At 61.3% G+C, this 14,414-nt stretch carries 12 protein-coding genes; 11 read left to right on the plus strand and 1 reads right to left on the minus strand.

The genetic code is table 11. From position 1 onward, the window contains the following. Positions 1-32: 32 nt before the first annotated feature. The gene (locus ACP7BS_RS14390) at positions 33-1,046 is read right to left on the minus strand and encodes a LacI family DNA-binding transcriptional regulator (protein WP_426232713.1); all 1,014 of its coding nucleotides are present in this window, start codon (positions 1,044-1,046) and stop codon (positions 33-35) included. Positions 1,047-1,285: 239 nt separating this feature from the next. Here ACP7BS_RS14390 and ACP7BS_RS14395 point away from each other — a divergent pair, with 239 nt between their 5' ends. The 11 genes from ACP7BS_RS14395 to ACP7BS_RS14445 all read left to right on the plus strand — a co-directional run bounded on the left by ACP7BS_RS14395 (position 1,286) and on the right by ACP7BS_RS14445 (position 14,408). After that, a complete protein-coding gene (locus ACP7BS_RS14395) occupies positions 1,286-2,269 on the plus strand; it encodes an ABC transporter substrate-binding protein (protein WP_426238647.1) in 984 nt (327 codons plus the stop codon). Positions 2,270-2,353: 84 nt separating this feature from the next. Then, on the plus strand, positions 2,354-3,850 hold the full coding sequence (locus tag ACP7BS_RS14400) for a sugar ABC transporter ATP-binding protein (RefSeq protein WP_426238648.1): 1,497 nt from the start codon (positions 2,354-2,356) through the stop codon (positions 3,848-3,850). A gap of 1 nt (position 3,851) precedes the next feature. Further along, positions 3,852-4,850, plus strand: a complete 999-nt coding sequence (locus tag ACP7BS_RS14405; protein ID WP_426232719.1) for an ABC transporter permease — start codon at positions 3,852-3,854, stop codon at positions 4,848-4,850. Positions 4,851-4,856: 6 nt separating this feature from the next. Continuing rightward, positions 4,857-5,840 (plus strand): ABC transporter permease, encoded by a 984-nt coding sequence (locus ACP7BS_RS14410; protein ID WP_426238649.1) that lies wholly within the window; start codon positions 4,857-4,859, stop codon positions 5,838-5,840. Positions 5,841-6,056: 216 nt separating this feature from the next. Next, complete coding sequence (locus ACP7BS_RS14415; RefSeq protein ID WP_426238650.1) at positions 6,057-7,022, plus strand: sugar-binding transcriptional regulator; 966 nt, start codon at positions 6,057-6,059, stop codon at positions 7,020-7,022. 198 nt (positions 7,023-7,220) lie between these two features. Then, positions 7,221-8,657 carry an extracellular solute-binding protein gene (locus tag ACP7BS_RS14420; protein ID WP_426238651.1) on the plus strand — a complete coding sequence of 479 codons (1,437 nt, stop codon included), beginning with the start codon at positions 7,221-7,223 and terminating at the stop codon, positions 8,655-8,657. Positions 8,658-8,811: 154 nt separating this feature from the next. Next, entirely contained in the window at positions 8,812-9,735 is a 924-nt protein-coding gene (locus tag ACP7BS_RS14425; protein ID WP_426126472.1) for a carbohydrate ABC transporter permease, read from the plus strand. Positions 9,736-9,745: 10 nt separating this feature from the next. After that, a complete protein-coding gene (locus ACP7BS_RS14430; protein WP_209855567.1) occupies positions 9,746-10,603 on the plus strand; it encodes a carbohydrate ABC transporter permease in 858 nt (285 codons plus the stop codon). Positions 10,604-10,606: 3 nt separating this feature from the next. Then, on the plus strand, positions 10,607-11,725 hold the full coding sequence (locus ACP7BS_RS14435; protein ID WP_426238652.1) for an ABC transporter ATP-binding protein: 1,119 nt from the start codon (positions 10,607-10,609) through the stop codon (positions 11,723-11,725). Continuing rightward, a complete protein-coding gene (locus tag ACP7BS_RS14440) occupies positions 11,722-12,846 on the plus strand; it encodes an ABC transporter ATP-binding protein (protein ID WP_426238653.1) in 1,125 nt (374 codons plus the stop codon). The genes ACP7BS_RS14435 and ACP7BS_RS14440 overlap by 4 nt, the downstream gene beginning before the upstream one ends. After that, positions 12,846-14,408: an FGGY-family carbohydrate kinase gene (locus ACP7BS_RS14445; protein WP_426238654.1), complete on the plus strand. Its 1,563-nt coding sequence runs from the start codon at positions 12,846-12,848 to the stop codon at positions 14,406-14,408. The genes ACP7BS_RS14440 and ACP7BS_RS14445 overlap by 1 nt, the downstream gene beginning before the upstream one ends. Positions 14,409-14,414: the final 6 nt, after the last annotated feature.

The raw sequence follows: 14,414 nt of genomic DNA on the forward strand, positions 1-14,414 counted from the left end.
GGAAATGAAGGCGTTTCTGCGAAAACGGCGGTCTATGCCGGTTTTGCCGTCGTGCCGCGTCGCACCAGCGGGCCATCGACCTTGATGGTCATCGGGCGCGGCTGCTTGCCGTGAATGGCCATGTCGATGAGGATTTCGGCAGCCTTCTGGCCCATCTCGTAATTGGGTAGGACGAGCGTCGAGAGGGGCGGATGGGTGTAGCGGGCCAGTTCCTGGTCGTCATAACCCATGACGGACAGGTCTTCCGGTACCCGCAGGCCCTTTTCCGCCGCCGCTTCCATGACGCCGATCGCCATCAGGTCGTTGCCGCAGAGGATCGCCGAGGGCGGATTGGGCATGGACAGAAGATCGAGCCCGGCCTCGTAGCCACGCAACGGCAGCCAGTCGCCGTCGCGGACCAGTGTTTCGTCAAAGGCGATATCGGCGGTGGCGAGCGCCTGCTTGTAGCCCTTCAAGCGATCCATCGCCGCATCCATCCACGGCTCGCCATTGATGAAGCCGATGCGCCTGTGGCCAAGGCTGGTCAGATGCGCGGTTGCCGTAAAGCCGCCGGCGACTTCTCCGGGCACGATGGCCATATGCTGGCGTGGCTCGGAATAGCAGTTGAGCAGGACGGTCGGGATGCCCTTCAGCTGCGGCGGCACGGTGACCTTGCGGGTGAAGATCGTCGCATAGATGACGCCGGCGATGGAGCGGTCGCGCAAGATCGAGCGCAGCACCGCATCCTGCAGGTCCGGGTTGGAGCGGGTCGCGTGCGCCGACACCAGAAGCCCCTGTTCGAACGCATAGTCGCGGATGCCGTCGAGGCTGACGACCGGATGCGGGCTGGTGGAGATTTCATCGACGATGAAGGCGATGGTGTCCTTCTCGACATGCGGGGTCGTGTCCACCTCGTTGCGTGTCATTGGTAATTTATAACCAATTTTATGAGCAGCTTCACGCACGCGCATCTGGGTCTCGGCCGAAATGCGGGCTCCAGACATCTCGTTGAGAATCAGAGAGACGCTCGATTGTGACACGCCGGCAATCCTGGCCACGTCCGTCATGGTTGGCCGGCCTGTGTCCCCCTGCCTCTCGGAGGCGCTGTTCCGCCCGCTTGCTCTTGCCATCGTCCCGTCTCGCTTCCATCCCGGTTTCTGCTGCGATGCAGAATTATTTTTGTGCGCATGCTAATAAATTAGCGCTTGACTGATAATATTATTAGCGCAAGATTTGCGTATGTGAAGCGGAAAATGCTCACTGCCCGGTAGAGGAGTACCGGTAAATTTCGGAGGAGAAAATACCGATGTCCACGATTTCACGTCGCACGTTCATGCTTGCCGCAACGGCCATGGGCGCCATCGCGCTTGCCGGCTCCATTGCCTATGCGGAGCTTCCGGCTTTGGCCAAGAAAGACACCTACAAGGTCGGCTTCGCGCAGACCGAATCCAACAATCCCTGGCGCATCGCACAGACCAACAGCATGAAGTCAGAGGCTGAAAAGCTCGGCTACCAGCTGGTCTATACCGATGCTGCTGGTTCCGCTGCGAAGCAGGTGGCCGACGTCAACTCGATGATCGCACAGGGCGTCGATGTCATCTTCCTCGCGCCACGCGAAGAAAAGCCGCTGATCCCCGCCGTCATGGCTGCGAAGAAGGCCGGCATCCCTGTCATCCTGCTTGACCGCAACGTCGATCAGTCTCTCGCCAAGGCCGGCGAAGACTACGTGACATTCATCGGTTCAGACTTCATCGCGGAAGGCAAGCGCGTCGCTGAATGGCTGGCCAAGAACGCCAACGGCAAGTCGAAGATCATCGAACTCGAAGGCACGACCGGTTCGTCGCCGGCCAATGACCGCAAGAAGGGTTTCGACGAAGCGATCAAGGCTGCCGGCGGTTTCGAGATCCTGGCGTCCCAGACCGGCGACTTTGCCCGCGACAAGGGCCGCCAAGTTGCCGAAGCGCTCCTACAGGCGCATCCGGACGCGGATATCATCTATGCGCACAATGACGAAATGGCGATCGGCGCGATCGCCGCCATCGAGGCAGCCGGCAAGGTGCCGGGCAAGGATATTCTCGTACTCTCGATCGACGGAGGCAAGGAAGCCGTGCAGGCTGTGATCGACGGGACAATCGCGGTCGTGGTAGAATGCAATCCGCGCTTCGGACCGAAGGGTTTCGAGATCATGCAGAAGTACGCCGCGGGTGAAAAAATCGAGCCCAAGGTAATCAACGACGACAAGTTGTACGATTCGTCCAACGCCGCCGCGGAATTGGCAACCGCCTATTGATTTCCCAGGACTGCCGCTTCCGGCCGGGGTGGCATCGCCATTCCGGCCGGCTTTTCATGTCTGCTTATTGAGGATGGATGGAACATGCTGCTGTCCATGCAGGATATTTCCAAGGCGTTTTCCGGCGTCGCTGCTCTGCGCTCGGCCTCGCTTGAGATCGCTTCGGGCGAGGTCATGGCGCTGGTCGGCCAGAACGGCGCCGGAAAATCGACGCTGATCAAGATTTTGACCGGGGCCTACCAGCGCGATACAGGGGTGATCCGTTTCGAAGATGAGGACGTTGTCTTTGCAACGCCCGGCGCCAGCCAGGCCAAAGGCATCGCGACGATCTATCAGGAAATCAATCTGGCGCCGCAGCGCTCGGTCGCCGAGAATATCTATCTGTCGCGCGAGCCGCGAACGGGGTTTGGGCTGCTCGACCGGCGGGCGATGCGCGACGGTGCCGCTGCTGTGCTGAAAACCTTCAATCTCGATATCGACGTTGACATGCCTGTCGGTCATTTCAGTGCCGCGACCCGGCAGATGATCGCCATTGCCCGTGCAGTGACGCAAAAGGCGCGGCTGGTGATCATGGACGAGCCGACATCGTCGCTGGACGAACGCGAGGTTAGCATTCTGTTCGAGACGATCCGCACGTTGAAAAGGAATGGCGTCGCCGTGCTGTTCATCGGCCACCGGCTCGATGAACTCTATGAGATCTGCGACCGCGTCACCATCATGCGCGATGGCCAGACGGTGGCGCAGAGCGTCATGGCCGCGATGCCGAAGATGGAGCTTGTCCGCCACATGCTCGGCAAGGAGCTCGCCGCCTTTCAGGCGATTGCCCGCGACATCGGTGACGACGAGGCAAAACCCGTGCGTCTTTCCGTCGAAGGTGCGGGGTCCGGTGTCCGCGTCCGCGATGTCAGCGTCACCGTGCGCGAAGGCGAGATTTCCGGGCTTGCCGGTCTGCTCGGCTCGGGCCGCACGGAAACCGCGCGGATCATCTTCGGTGTCGATAAGCTGGAAAAAGGGTCGATCCGCATCGACGGCAAGGCGCGCAACTATTCCGAGCCGGCCGACGCGATCGCCGATGGCATCGGGCTGGTCTCCGAGGATCGCAAGATCGACGGCATCATTCCCGACATGAGCATCCGCGAGAACATGACGCTGGCGCTGCTGCCGAAACTGAAGAAGGCCGGCATTGTCGATCGCGCCCGCCAGCAGGAGATCGTCATGCGCTACATCAAGGCGCTCGGCGTCAAATGCGCTTCGCCGGATCAGCCGATCAAGGAACTGTCGGGCGGCAATCAGCAGAAGGTTCTTCTCGCCCGCTGGCTCTGCACCGATCCGCGCATCCTGATCGTCGATGAGCCGACGCGCGGCATCGACATCGGCGCCAAGGCGGAAATCCTCAAGCTGTTGCGCAGGTTGGCCGATGAGGGCTTGAGCGTCCTGATGATCTCCTCTGAACTGGAGGAGCTTCTGGCTGCGGCAGACCGCGTCACGGTGTTGAGCGACGGCCGGTCCGTTGCCGTCCTGAAGCGCGACGAACTCAGTGAGACGGCGCTTCTTTCCGCCATGGCCCATCAGGTGAATTGATATGACGACGATCGACACATCCGCTCCGGGCGAGCGTGCCGCCCGCCCGAACATGGCGCAGTTTCTCAGCCGCTATGGCACATTTGCGGCCTTCATCCTGCTCGTTGTTTTCAACCTGATCGCCACGCCGAATTTCCTCTCCTGGCAGACGCTCAACGTCAATCTCACCCAGGTCGCAACCATCGTTATCGTTGCCGTCGGCATGACATTGGTGATTGCAACGGGCGGCATCGACCTGTCTGTCGGCTCGCTGATGGCGATCGCCGGCACTGCGGCGCCGATGATCTTCATGGGGCAGCTGCTGCCGATCGAGAACATGGGCATCCTGATTATTCTCTCGTTCATCCTGCCCGTACTGCTGGTCATGGCGTTCGGCTGGTTCAACGGCATGCTGGTGACGCGGTTTTCGATCCAGCCGATCATCGCCACGCTGGTGCTGTTCATCGCCGGACGGGGGATTGCCCAGGTCGCCACCAACGGCAATCTGCAGGTGTTCAAGAACCCGGATTTCCAGTTCATCGCCATGGGCCGCATTGCCGGTGTTCCGGCGCAGGTGATCATCATGATCATCGTCGCGGTGCTCGCCCATTGCCTGATCCGCTATACCGTTATCGGCCGCCAGATCATTGCCGTCGGTGGCAACGAGAAGGCGGCGCGGCTGACCGGCATTCCGGTGCGGCGGGTCAAGACCTTCGTCTACGTCATTAGTGGCGCTCTTGCCGGTGTTGCAGGCTTGATCGTGGTCGCCCGCAATTCGGCGAGCGACGCCAATCTGGTCGGGCTCGGCATGGAACTCGATGCGATCGCCGCCGTCGCGGTCGGCGGGTCGCTTCTGACCGGGGGCAGGGCCAACATCATCGGCACGGTGCTCGGCGCCTTCGTCATCCAGCTGGTGCGCTATACGCTTCTGGCCAACGGCGTGCCCGACGCGGCCGCGCTGATCGTCAAGGCAGGGCTGATCGTCATCGCCGTGTTCATCCAGCAACGTGCCAAGGGGTAACGGACCATGCTCAAAACCCTCTCGCGGCCCTTCATCGCCAGATCCTCCGGCGACTTCGCCCGTCTCGGCGTGCTTCTGGCGCTGGCCGGCCTGATCCTGTTCGGCGCCCTGCGCTACGACAATTTCATCTCGCCGTTCAATATTCTCAGCTTCCTGCGCTACAATTCGATGTTCGCGCTGATCGCGCTCGGCATGGCCTTCGTCATCATCACCGGCGGCATCGACCTTTCGGTTGGCGGCGTCGCGGCGATGGCCAGCGTCGTTGCCGCCTATCTGTCGCCCTATGGCTGGATTCCGGGGCTTGCCGGCGGCATGATCGCCGGGCTGATTGCCGGCTCGATCAACGGCCTGATCATCACCAGGATGCGTATCCAGCCGTTTATCGCGACGCTGGCGATGATGCTGGCGGCTTACGGTACGGCGCTGCTTCTGGCCAACAACCAGTCGGTCTCGGTGTCTTATGATACCGGCTTCACCACCATCGGGCAGGACGATTTTCTCGGCTTCCCGATCCCGGCCTGGATTGCGGCGCTCGCCTACGTGCTCGGCTGGATCTTTCTCGAGCGGCATCCGGCCGGGCGCCATGTGCTGGCGATCGGCGACGGCGAGGCGACGGCCAACCTGATGGGATTGAAGGTCGAGAAGACGCTGTTTGGTGTCTATGCGTTGTCCGGGCTGCTTGCCGGGCTTGCCGGCGTCATCCTCGCTTCCCAGTTCGGGGCAGGGCAACCGACCGAAGGCGTGGGCTGGGAACTGTTCGCCATTGCGTCTGTCGTCGTCGGCGGTACGCTTTTGACCGGTGGGTCCGGTTCGGTCGGTGCGACCTTGGCGGGCGCTCTGCTGCTTGCCATGGTGTTCAACATCCTCAATTTCGAAAACGGCCTCGGCTGGATTTCGCTCTCTGCCTATTGGCAGTCCGTCATCCGCGGCGCCTTCCTTCTGGTCGTCGTGGTGCTGCAGGCCCGTTTGATGAAGAAAACCGAGGCGTAAACCTCTCTTCCATCCATCTCAACGACAAGCGCGTCCGGGCAACCGGGCGCGTTTTGCGTTTGTCCACATGGAAGCCTGTGCTGTCGCAAGCGCATATCGAATTGGTGCGCCGCCGCATCGAACCTGCTTGACAAATTTTTCAGGCCATGAAAATTCTTTCATCAATAGATAAAAATATCATGCCGTGAAAAAAATGGCAGAGGCGAGGGCGGAGACATGGTTCTGGGCGGAGGTTCACTTCGGGACGACGAGTCGAGCATGGCAACGCGTGCGGCATGGCTGCATTACGCCGGCGGGCTGACCCAGTCGGAAGTTGCCAAACGTCTCGGCCTGACCTCTCTCAAAGCCCACCGCCTGATCACCAGGGCCAATCAGGAAGGCCTGGTAAAGGTCTATATCGACGGCGAGGTCTCCGAATGCGTCGAACTGGAGCAGAAGCTTTCCGCTCGCTACGGCCTCGACTATTGCGAAGTCGTTCCGGATTTCGATCCGGAGGAGTTGCCGCTGAAGGCGCTCGGTATTTCCGGCGCGCAGTTCCTCAAGCGTCAGATCGAGAAGGACGGCTCCCTGCTGATCGGCATGGGCCATGGGCGGACGCTGGCCGCCTGCGTCGAATATCTGCCGCGCACCTCCAACAAGGATGTCCGCTTCGTCTCGCTGCTCGGTGGCCTGACGCGGCGGTTCTCCGCCAATCCGCATGACGTTATCCACCGGCTGGCCGAGCGCACCGGCGCCGAAGCCTACGTGATGCCGGTGCCGTTCTTCGCCAATTCGATCGAGGATCGCGACGTGCTGTTCAACCAGCGCGGGGTCCGGGAGATTTTCGATCTCGCCGGTAGCGCCGATCTGCTGCTCGTCGGTATCGGTACCGTCGAGCGGGAAGCATCGCTGGTGGCGACCGGCATGATCGAGAAGGGTGAACTCGAGGAAATCAAGAATGGCGGCGGTGCCGGCGAATTGCTAGGTCATTTCTTCGACGACAAGGGCCAGCCGATCGAGACCTCGCTGTCCAACCGCACGTTTACGCTGAGCCGCGAGGCTTTGAAAAACCGCCGCACCGTCGCGGTTGCCGGTGGCAAGGTCAAAGCCCGCGCCATCCGCGCCGTGCTGGAAAGCCGGTTTCTCAGCGGTCTGATCACCGACGAGAAGACGGCGCAGACATTGATGGAGGATGCCGCCTGAAACGGCGCTGTCCCGGCACCGGGAATGGGGGCTGACGACTGATCCTGGGAGTGGTTCGGTTCAAGCCTTTCGCAACGCAAGCGTCCAGGCTCTGTGCCACGGGGTGCAAGCGCTGCGATCTGGAGGAAATACCGGTCGGGTAAGCCGGTACGGCTCAATCGATTGAGCATGTTTTGCCCGTGAAGGAGGAGAAGACCAATGCATGAGAAAGAAAAAGACCTGATCAGTGCATTCCTGCGTGGAGAGGTGGACCGCCGCGGAATGCTCAAGGGCCTGGGCGCCATGGGCGTCACGGCCGGTGCTGCCGGCACGCTGCTCAACATGATGTCCACCAGGGCAATGGCTGCCGATTTCGACTGGAAGAAGCACTCCGGCAAGACCGTCAAGCTGCTGCTCAACAAGCATCCCTATGCCGATGCGATGATTGCCAACCTGCAGGCCTTCAAGGACCTGACGGGCATGGACGTCAAATATGACGTGTTCCCGGAAGACGTCTATTTCGACAAGGTGACTGCGGCCCTGTCGTCCGGCTCCACCGAATATGATGCGTTCATGACCGGCGCCTACATGACCTGGACCTATGGTCCGGCCGGCTGGATCACCGACCTCAAGGAATGGATCAACGATCCGGAAAAAACCAATCCGAACTATGCCTGGGATGATTTCCTCCCCGGTGTGAAGAATTCCTGCGCCTGGAACGGCCAGCCCGGCGGCGCGCTCGGCTCCGACGATGCCAAGCAGTGGTGCATTCCGTGGGCGTTCGAGCAGAACAACATCACCTATAACAAGGCGATGTTCGACAAGGCCGGCGTTTCCGTGCCGAAGAATCTTGACGACATGATCTCTGTTGCCGCCAAGCTGCAGAAGGATGTCGGTGGTATCTACGGCGTCGGCGTGCGCGGTTCGCGCTCCTGGGCGACGATCCATCCGGGCTTCCTGTCGGCCTATTCTAACTTCAACGAAAAAGACCTGAACGTCACCGATGGCAAACTGTCGGCGGCAATGGGCACGGCCGGCTCGAAGGCCTTTCACGCCAAATGGGTGCAGATGATCCAGGAAAGCGGACCGAAGGACTGGTCGACCTATACGTGGTACCAGGTCGGTACCGATCTTGGCGCCGGCGCCTCGGCGATGATCTTCGACGCCGATTGCCTGGGCTACTTCATGAACGGCGGCGACAACAAGATGGCCGGTCAGCTGTCCTATGCCGCCTTCACCGCCAATCCGGATGCGACGGCATCGACGCCGAACATCTGGATCTGGTCGCTCGCCATGTCCAACTTCTCCAAGGACAAGGACGCTACCTGGTACTTCCTGCAATGGGCGTCCGGTCCGGAGCACGCGATCTTCGGCGCCACCAAGATGGACTTCGTCGATCCGGTCCGCCAGTCGGTCTGGAAGGACGAGGCCTTCCGCACCAAGCTCGACAAGTATCCGGGCTATGTCGATATGTTCGATGCGTCCGCCGCCGGCGCTTCGATCAAGTTCACACCGCAGCCATTGTTCTTCGACGTCACCACCGAATGGGCGGCGACGTTGCAGAAGATGGTCGCCAAGGAAGTGCCTGTCGACGAAGGTCTCGACCAGCTGGTCGAGAGCATCGATCGCCAGCTGAAGGAAGCCGGCCTCGGCTGATCTGCCTCCCAAGCAGAGCCCGGCGCTTGAAAGAGCGCCGGGCACCCGCACACCGGCTGAAAGCCGCCTTGAGACAACCTGAGATGCCGATGGACTGGCGCGGGATGATCCGCGTGCCGCGCGCTTTCTTCAAAGACAAAGAACGGAGCTCGACATGGCTTCAACAGCCCCCCTCCGCAAGCCGGCTTCAGGTTTCCGCATCAGCCGGAAGATGCTGCCCTATGTGCTGAGCCTGCCGGCATTGCTCGTCTGCATCGGCATCCTGATTCCCTTCTTTACGGCGGTGATCTATTCCTTCCAGCGCTACCGGTTGAGCCAGCCCTGGGCACGGCAATTCAACTGGGGTGAGAACTACCTCAACTTCTTCACCGACCCGGCCTTCTGGAATACGCTGAAAGTGTCGCTGCTCTACGCCGGCATTACCGTGACGCTGGAGCTGCTGCTCGGCCTCGGTATCGCTCTGCTGTTGCAGCGCCGCTCGACCGTCAACAATTTCATCTCGATCATGCTGCTCCTGCCACTGATGATCGCGCCGGCGCTGGCCGCGCTGATGTGGAAGCTGATGACCAATCCGAGCTTCGGTATTCTGAGCTACCTTGCAAGCCTGATCGGCCTGCATGATTTCCGCTGGGCCTCGTCGCCGAGCACGGCGCTGCTAACAGTCGTTCTCGTCGATATATGGGTCTACACGCCCTTCATCATGATCCTTCTGCTTGCCGGCCTGCGTTCGCTGCCGACCCAGCCGTTCGAGGCGGCAGCCCTTGATGGCGTGCCGAGGACCTTCGTGTTCTTCCGCATCACTCTGCCGATGCTGACGCCCTACATCCTGACGGCGACGCTGTTTAGGCTGCTCGACTCAATCCAGCAGTTCGATATCATCTACGCGATGACGCAAGGGGGGCCGGGCAACACGCTGACCGTTTTCCAGGTAGAAGCCTATCTCAACTTCTTCCAGTCGACCAATGTCGGGCGCTCCGCGGCTTTGATGGTCATCCTCTGGGCGATCACCTACTTCCTGTCGAACATCTTCATCAAGAACTGGCTGCGGCTGCGCGAACGCGCCCGTGGCGAAGCGTGAGGGGAACACCATGGAAACCACATCCACGCTTGAAAAGACACTGCGGCTGATCGCGCTGACGCTGGTCGTCATCTTCTTCATGTTCCCGATCTTCTGGATCTTCCTGATGTCGTTCCAGACCAATGAAACGATCCTGGCGATCCCGCCGTCGATCATCTTCACGCCGACGCTGTCCAACTATGCAGCGTTGATCACCGGCAAGCTGACGACGGCGGCCGGTACGCTCGACATCGCCTTCATGCGCAATCTCGGCAACTCGATCTTCTTGTCGGTGACATCGGTTGCGCTGGCGCTCGTGCTTGGCGTGCCGGCCGCCTATGCTTTTGCCCGCCACAAGTTCAAGGGTTCCGAAGACATCGCCTTTACGCTCCTGTCCTTCCGGTTCGCGCCGCCGCTGCTCGTGCTTTTGCCGCTGACCCAGTATTTCCAGTGGCTTGGACTGTCCGACACCTATTTCGGCCTGATCTGGGTCTACCAGCTGATCTGCCTGCCGCTCATCCTGTGGATCGTGCGTGGCTATTTCGAGGATATCTCGGCCGATGTGGAATATGCCTATCGCATCGCCGGTCATTCCTGGTTTGCCACCTTCCGCAAGATCGCCCTGCCGCTGGCAGGCCCCGGGATCGCCGCCGCCGGCCTGCTCGCCTTCATCTTCGCCTGGAACAACTTCGTTTTCGCGCTGGTGCTGGCCTCGGCCGACAAGCAGCCGGTGACCGTCGGGGCGCTTGCCTTCGTCACCTCATCCGGCATCCAGTATGGCCAGATTGCCTCGGCCATCGTGCTTTCGGTGACGCCGACGCTTGCACTTGCACTCTACGCCCAGCGCTACCTCGTCGAAGGCCTGTCGCTCGGCGCGGTGAAGGGATAAATCATGACGACACTTCAGCTTAAAAACATCGTCAAACGCTACAAGACCAACACGGTCCTCGACAACCTGTCGCTGGATGTGGCCGATGGCGAAACGCTGGTCCTGTTCGGCCCATCGGGGGCGGGCAAGACCGTGCTGCTCCGGCTGGTCGCCGGTGTGATCGATCCCGAGGAGGGGCAGATCCTGATCGGTGGCGAGGATGTCGCCGATATCGATGCCGAACATCGCGGCATCGGCATGGCCTTCCAGAATTTTGCCCTGTTCCCGCATATGAGCGCCTTCGACAATATCGCCAGCCCGCTAACGGCGACGAATGCGACCAAGGATGCGATCTCGGCAGGTGTGCACAAGGTCGCCAAGCTTTTGAAGATCGACCATGTTCTGTCGCATCACCCGAAGGCTCTTTCGAACGGCCAGAAACAGCGCACGGCGCTGGCCCGGGCGCTTGCCGGCTCGCCGCCGCTGCTTTTGCTCGACGATCCCTTGCGCAATGTCGATGCCAAGCTGCGGTTCGAGATGCGTCTGGAGCTGCCGCGTTTGCTCGCCGCGCAAGGCGCAACGGTCGTCTATGTGACGCAAGACTACAAGGAAGCGATGGCGCTCGGCGACCGGATCGCCGTGATGTCGCAAGGGCGTATCCGCCAGATCGGCACGCCGGAGGATATCTATAATGCACCCGCCGATATCGAGATCGCCCGGCTGTTTGGCGATCCGACGATCAATCTTCTCGATGTCACGCCGAAATCCGGGGGCGATGGGGTCTATGTCGAGCTTTCGAATGTGAAGGTGGCACTGCCCGGCATGCCCTCAAGCGTCGTCGGCAAGACCTGCGTCATCGGTCTGAGGCCTGAGACTATCGCCTTTACCGATGCCGGTACACTTGGCGCCATTCCGGTGACGGTGGAGGCCGAAACGCCGCTCAACGAAAAAACCGTCACGCTGGTTCTGACGGCGCGTGGCCGGGAAATCCTGGTGTCGCGGCCGGCGGGAACACCAGGTCCCGCATCCGGCGCCGCCCATATCGCCGTCAATGGCCAGGCGGCGTTCCTGTTCGACAAGGAGAGTGGCGGGCTGATCCGGTCTGCCGCCATCCCGATGACACGCAATGGAGAAGCGGCATGAGCGAGACCGCACTGTTCATCAAGGGCGTCGACAAGTTTTATGGCCCGATCGATCATGGCGTCCATGCCGTCAAGCAGCTCAGCATGGATGTGAAGAAGGGCGAGATCATCGCGCTTCTAGGCTCGTCCGGCTGCGGCAAGACCTCGACCTTGCGCATGATCGCCGGTTTCGAGGCCGTGTCGCGCGGGACGATCTCGATGAAGGGCAGGGAGGTGCAGACCTTTGCGCCGGTCAAGCGCAATGTCGCCATGGCGTTCGAAGGCTATTCGCTTTATCCGCCTTTGACGGTGCGCGAAAACATCGCATTTGCGCTGAAAGCCGCCAAGCTTTCCCAGAGCGTCGTCGATGAGAAAGTCGCCAATATCGCCAAGCTGTTGGAGATCGAGGATATCATGGGCCGCTATCCGAGCTCGATCTCGGGCGGCCAGCAGCAGCGTGCGTCGCTTGGCCGGGCGCTGATCCGCAATGCCGACCTGCACCTGCTCGATGAGCCGATGGGGCAGCTGGAGCCGCAGCTGCGCGCCCTTCTGCGCGGCCGCATCAAGCATTTCATCAAGGAACGCGGCCTCACCGCCATTCTCGTCACCCACGACCAGACGGAGGCCAATGCGCTGGCCGACCGGATCGCCGTCATGGAGGGCGGCGTGCTGCAGCAGTTCGATACGCCGCAGATGATCAAGGAACGCCCGGCCAACCTGTTTACCGGCACATTTGTCGGCGAGCCGCCGATGAACGTGTTTTCGGCGGGCATTTCCGGCTCGGGCGATACCGTATCCTTCGGTCTGAACGAAGGCGTGAGGCTCGACTACAAGGCGTCGGATTTTTCGCATGAGGTGCGGGCCGAACTGATGAAGCGCAGCAAAGTCGTGCTCGGCATCCGGCCCTATGCCGTCCGCCGCAGCGAAGGTGGCGTCGGAGCCAAGGTGGCCGTGAACCAGTGGCTGGGCGACCAGACCCATATCGCCACCGATTTTGCTGGCGGCACGATGGTGCTGGTCGAGCATGACCGCACCAACCTGGCGATCGGCGAGAATGTCGGTATCCGTCTTGATCCCTCAAGCCTGCATGTCTTCGACGGCGAGAGCGGCCGGGCCATCAGCCATGGGCAGGAGCTTGCCTGATGCGCGATATCCTGATCGGGATCGATGCGGGAACCTCCGTCATCAAGTCGGTCGCCTTCGACCTTGGCGGCAAGCAGATCGCGTTTTCAGCCATTCCGAACAGCTATGAAAGCGAGGGTGGCCGGGGCGTCGTCCAGGACCTTGACCGCACCTGGGCCGATACCGCCAAGACGCTCGCCGATCTCGCCGGTAAAGTCGAAAACCTCGCCAGCCGGGTTGCGGCGATCTCGGTGACCGGTCAGGGCGACGGCACCTGGCTGATCGATAAAAACGGCGATCCCGTCGGCAAGGGCTGGCTCTGGCTCGATGCCCGCGCCGGTGACACCGTCGAACGCCTGCGGCGCGATAGCGGCGATGCCGCCCGCTTTTCTCATACCGGCTCCGGCCTTGCCGCCTGCCAGATGGGTTCGCAGCTCCGGTGGATACTGGAAAATGCGCCTGAGATGATCGACGGCGCGACCACCGGGTTTCACTGCAAGGACTGGCTCTATTTCAAGCTGACCGACCAGCGGGCAACCGATCCATCCGAGGCCAATTTCACCTTCGGCAATTTCCGGACGCGGCAATATTCCGAGGATGTCATCGATTTTCTCGATCTCAGGGAGCAGCGCTACCTGCTGCCCGAAATCGTCGATGGTGCGGTGACGCGGCATGCGCTTAACGATACCGCCGCCGCGCTGACCGGCCTCCTGGCGGGAACGCCGGTGGTGCTTGGCTATGTCGATGTCGTCTGCACCTCGCTCGGGGCCGGTCTCTATGAACCGGGCACCGATACCAGCTGCTCGATCATCGGCTCGACCGGCATGCATATGCGGCTGGCGAAAAGCGCAGATGATGTTCAGCTCAACAGGGACCTGACCGGCTACACCATGTGCCTGCCGATATCAGGCCATTATGCGCAGATGCAGTCGAACATGGCGGCGACGCTGAATATCGACTGGATCCTGTCTCTGGCGGGCAGCGTGCTCAAGGGCATGGGGATCGAGAAGAGCAAGCCGGAGCTGCTTGGCCATGTCGAGGGCTGGCTGTCCGAAGCCAAGGAAACGTCGCTGCTGTTCCACCCCTATATTTCCGAGGCCGGCGAGCGCGGTCCGTTCGTCGATGCTTCGGCGCGGGCATCCTTTATCGGGCTTGATTTGAACCATGGCTTTGCCGACATGGTCCGCGCTGTGTTCAATGGCCTCGCGATGGCGTCGCGCGATTGTTACGTCGAGATGGGGCCGCTTCCGTCGCGGGTGCGGCTCACCGGCGGTGCTGCGCGCAGTGCATCCTTGCGGCGCATTCTCGGCGGGGCGCTCGGTTGCCCGGTGCAGACCAGCGAGCGCGAGGAGGCGGGTGCTGCCGGCACGGCGATGATCGCCGCCGTCTCGCTCGGCATCTACGGCTCGATGGAAGAGTGCGTCAAGGAATGGGTCACCCCCTACCAGCGGCCGGCGGAACCGGCCGACAAAGCCATGGCGGCGCGTTTTGATGCGGCGTTTCCACTCTACAGGCAATCGCGCCTGTCCCTTCGTCCGGTCTGGCACGCCCTGTCCCACGGCTTCGCCCCGGCATCTGAATAGGAAGAC

The sequence above is a fragment of the Pararhizobium sp. DWP1-1-3 genome, from assembly GCF_049896125.1.
GTDB lineage: Bacteria > Pseudomonadota > Alphaproteobacteria > Rhizobiales > Rhizobiaceae > Pararhizobium.

Excerpts from the sequence above, each read along its gene's own strand:
- ACP7BS_RS14390 (WP_426232713.1), bottom strand. The coding sequence starts at position 1,046 with ATGACGGACGTGGCCAGGATTGCCGGCGTGTCACAATCGAGCGTCTCT.
- ACP7BS_RS14395 (WP_426238647.1), top strand. The coding sequence starts at position 1,286 with ATGTCCACGATTTCACGTCGCACGTTCATGCTTGCCGCAACGGCCATG.
- ACP7BS_RS14400 (WP_426238648.1), top strand. The coding sequence starts at position 2,354 with ATGCTGCTGTCCATGCAGGATATTTCCAAGGCGTTTTCCGGCGTCGCT.
- ACP7BS_RS14405 (WP_426232719.1), top strand. The coding sequence starts at position 3,852 with ATGACGACGATCGACACATCCGCTCCGGGCGAGCGTGCCGCCCGCCCG.
- ACP7BS_RS14410 (WP_426238649.1), top strand. The coding sequence starts at position 4,857 with ATGCTCAAAACCCTCTCGCGGCCCTTCATCGCCAGATCCTCCGGCGAC.
- ACP7BS_RS14415 (WP_426238650.1), top strand. The coding sequence starts at position 6,057 with ATGGTTCTGGGCGGAGGTTCACTTCGGGACGACGAGTCGAGCATGGCA.
- ACP7BS_RS14420 (WP_426238651.1), top strand. The coding sequence starts at position 7,221 with ATGCATGAGAAAGAAAAAGACCTGATCAGTGCATTCCTGCGTGGAGAG.
- ACP7BS_RS14425 (WP_426126472.1), top strand. The coding sequence starts at position 8,812 with ATGGCTTCAACAGCCCCCCTCCGCAAGCCGGCTTCAGGTTTCCGCATC.
- ACP7BS_RS14430 (WP_209855567.1), top strand. The coding sequence starts at position 9,746 with ATGGAAACCACATCCACGCTTGAAAAGACACTGCGGCTGATCGCGCTG.
- ACP7BS_RS14435 (WP_426238652.1), top strand. The coding sequence starts at position 10,607 with ATGACGACACTTCAGCTTAAAAACATCGTCAAACGCTACAAGACCAAC.
- ACP7BS_RS14440 (WP_426238653.1), top strand. The coding sequence starts at position 11,722 with ATGAGCGAGACCGCACTGTTCATCAAGGGCGTCGACAAGTTTTATGGC.
- ACP7BS_RS14445 (WP_426238654.1), top strand. The coding sequence starts at position 12,846 with ATGCGCGATATCCTGATCGGGATCGATGCGGGAACCTCCGTCATCAAG.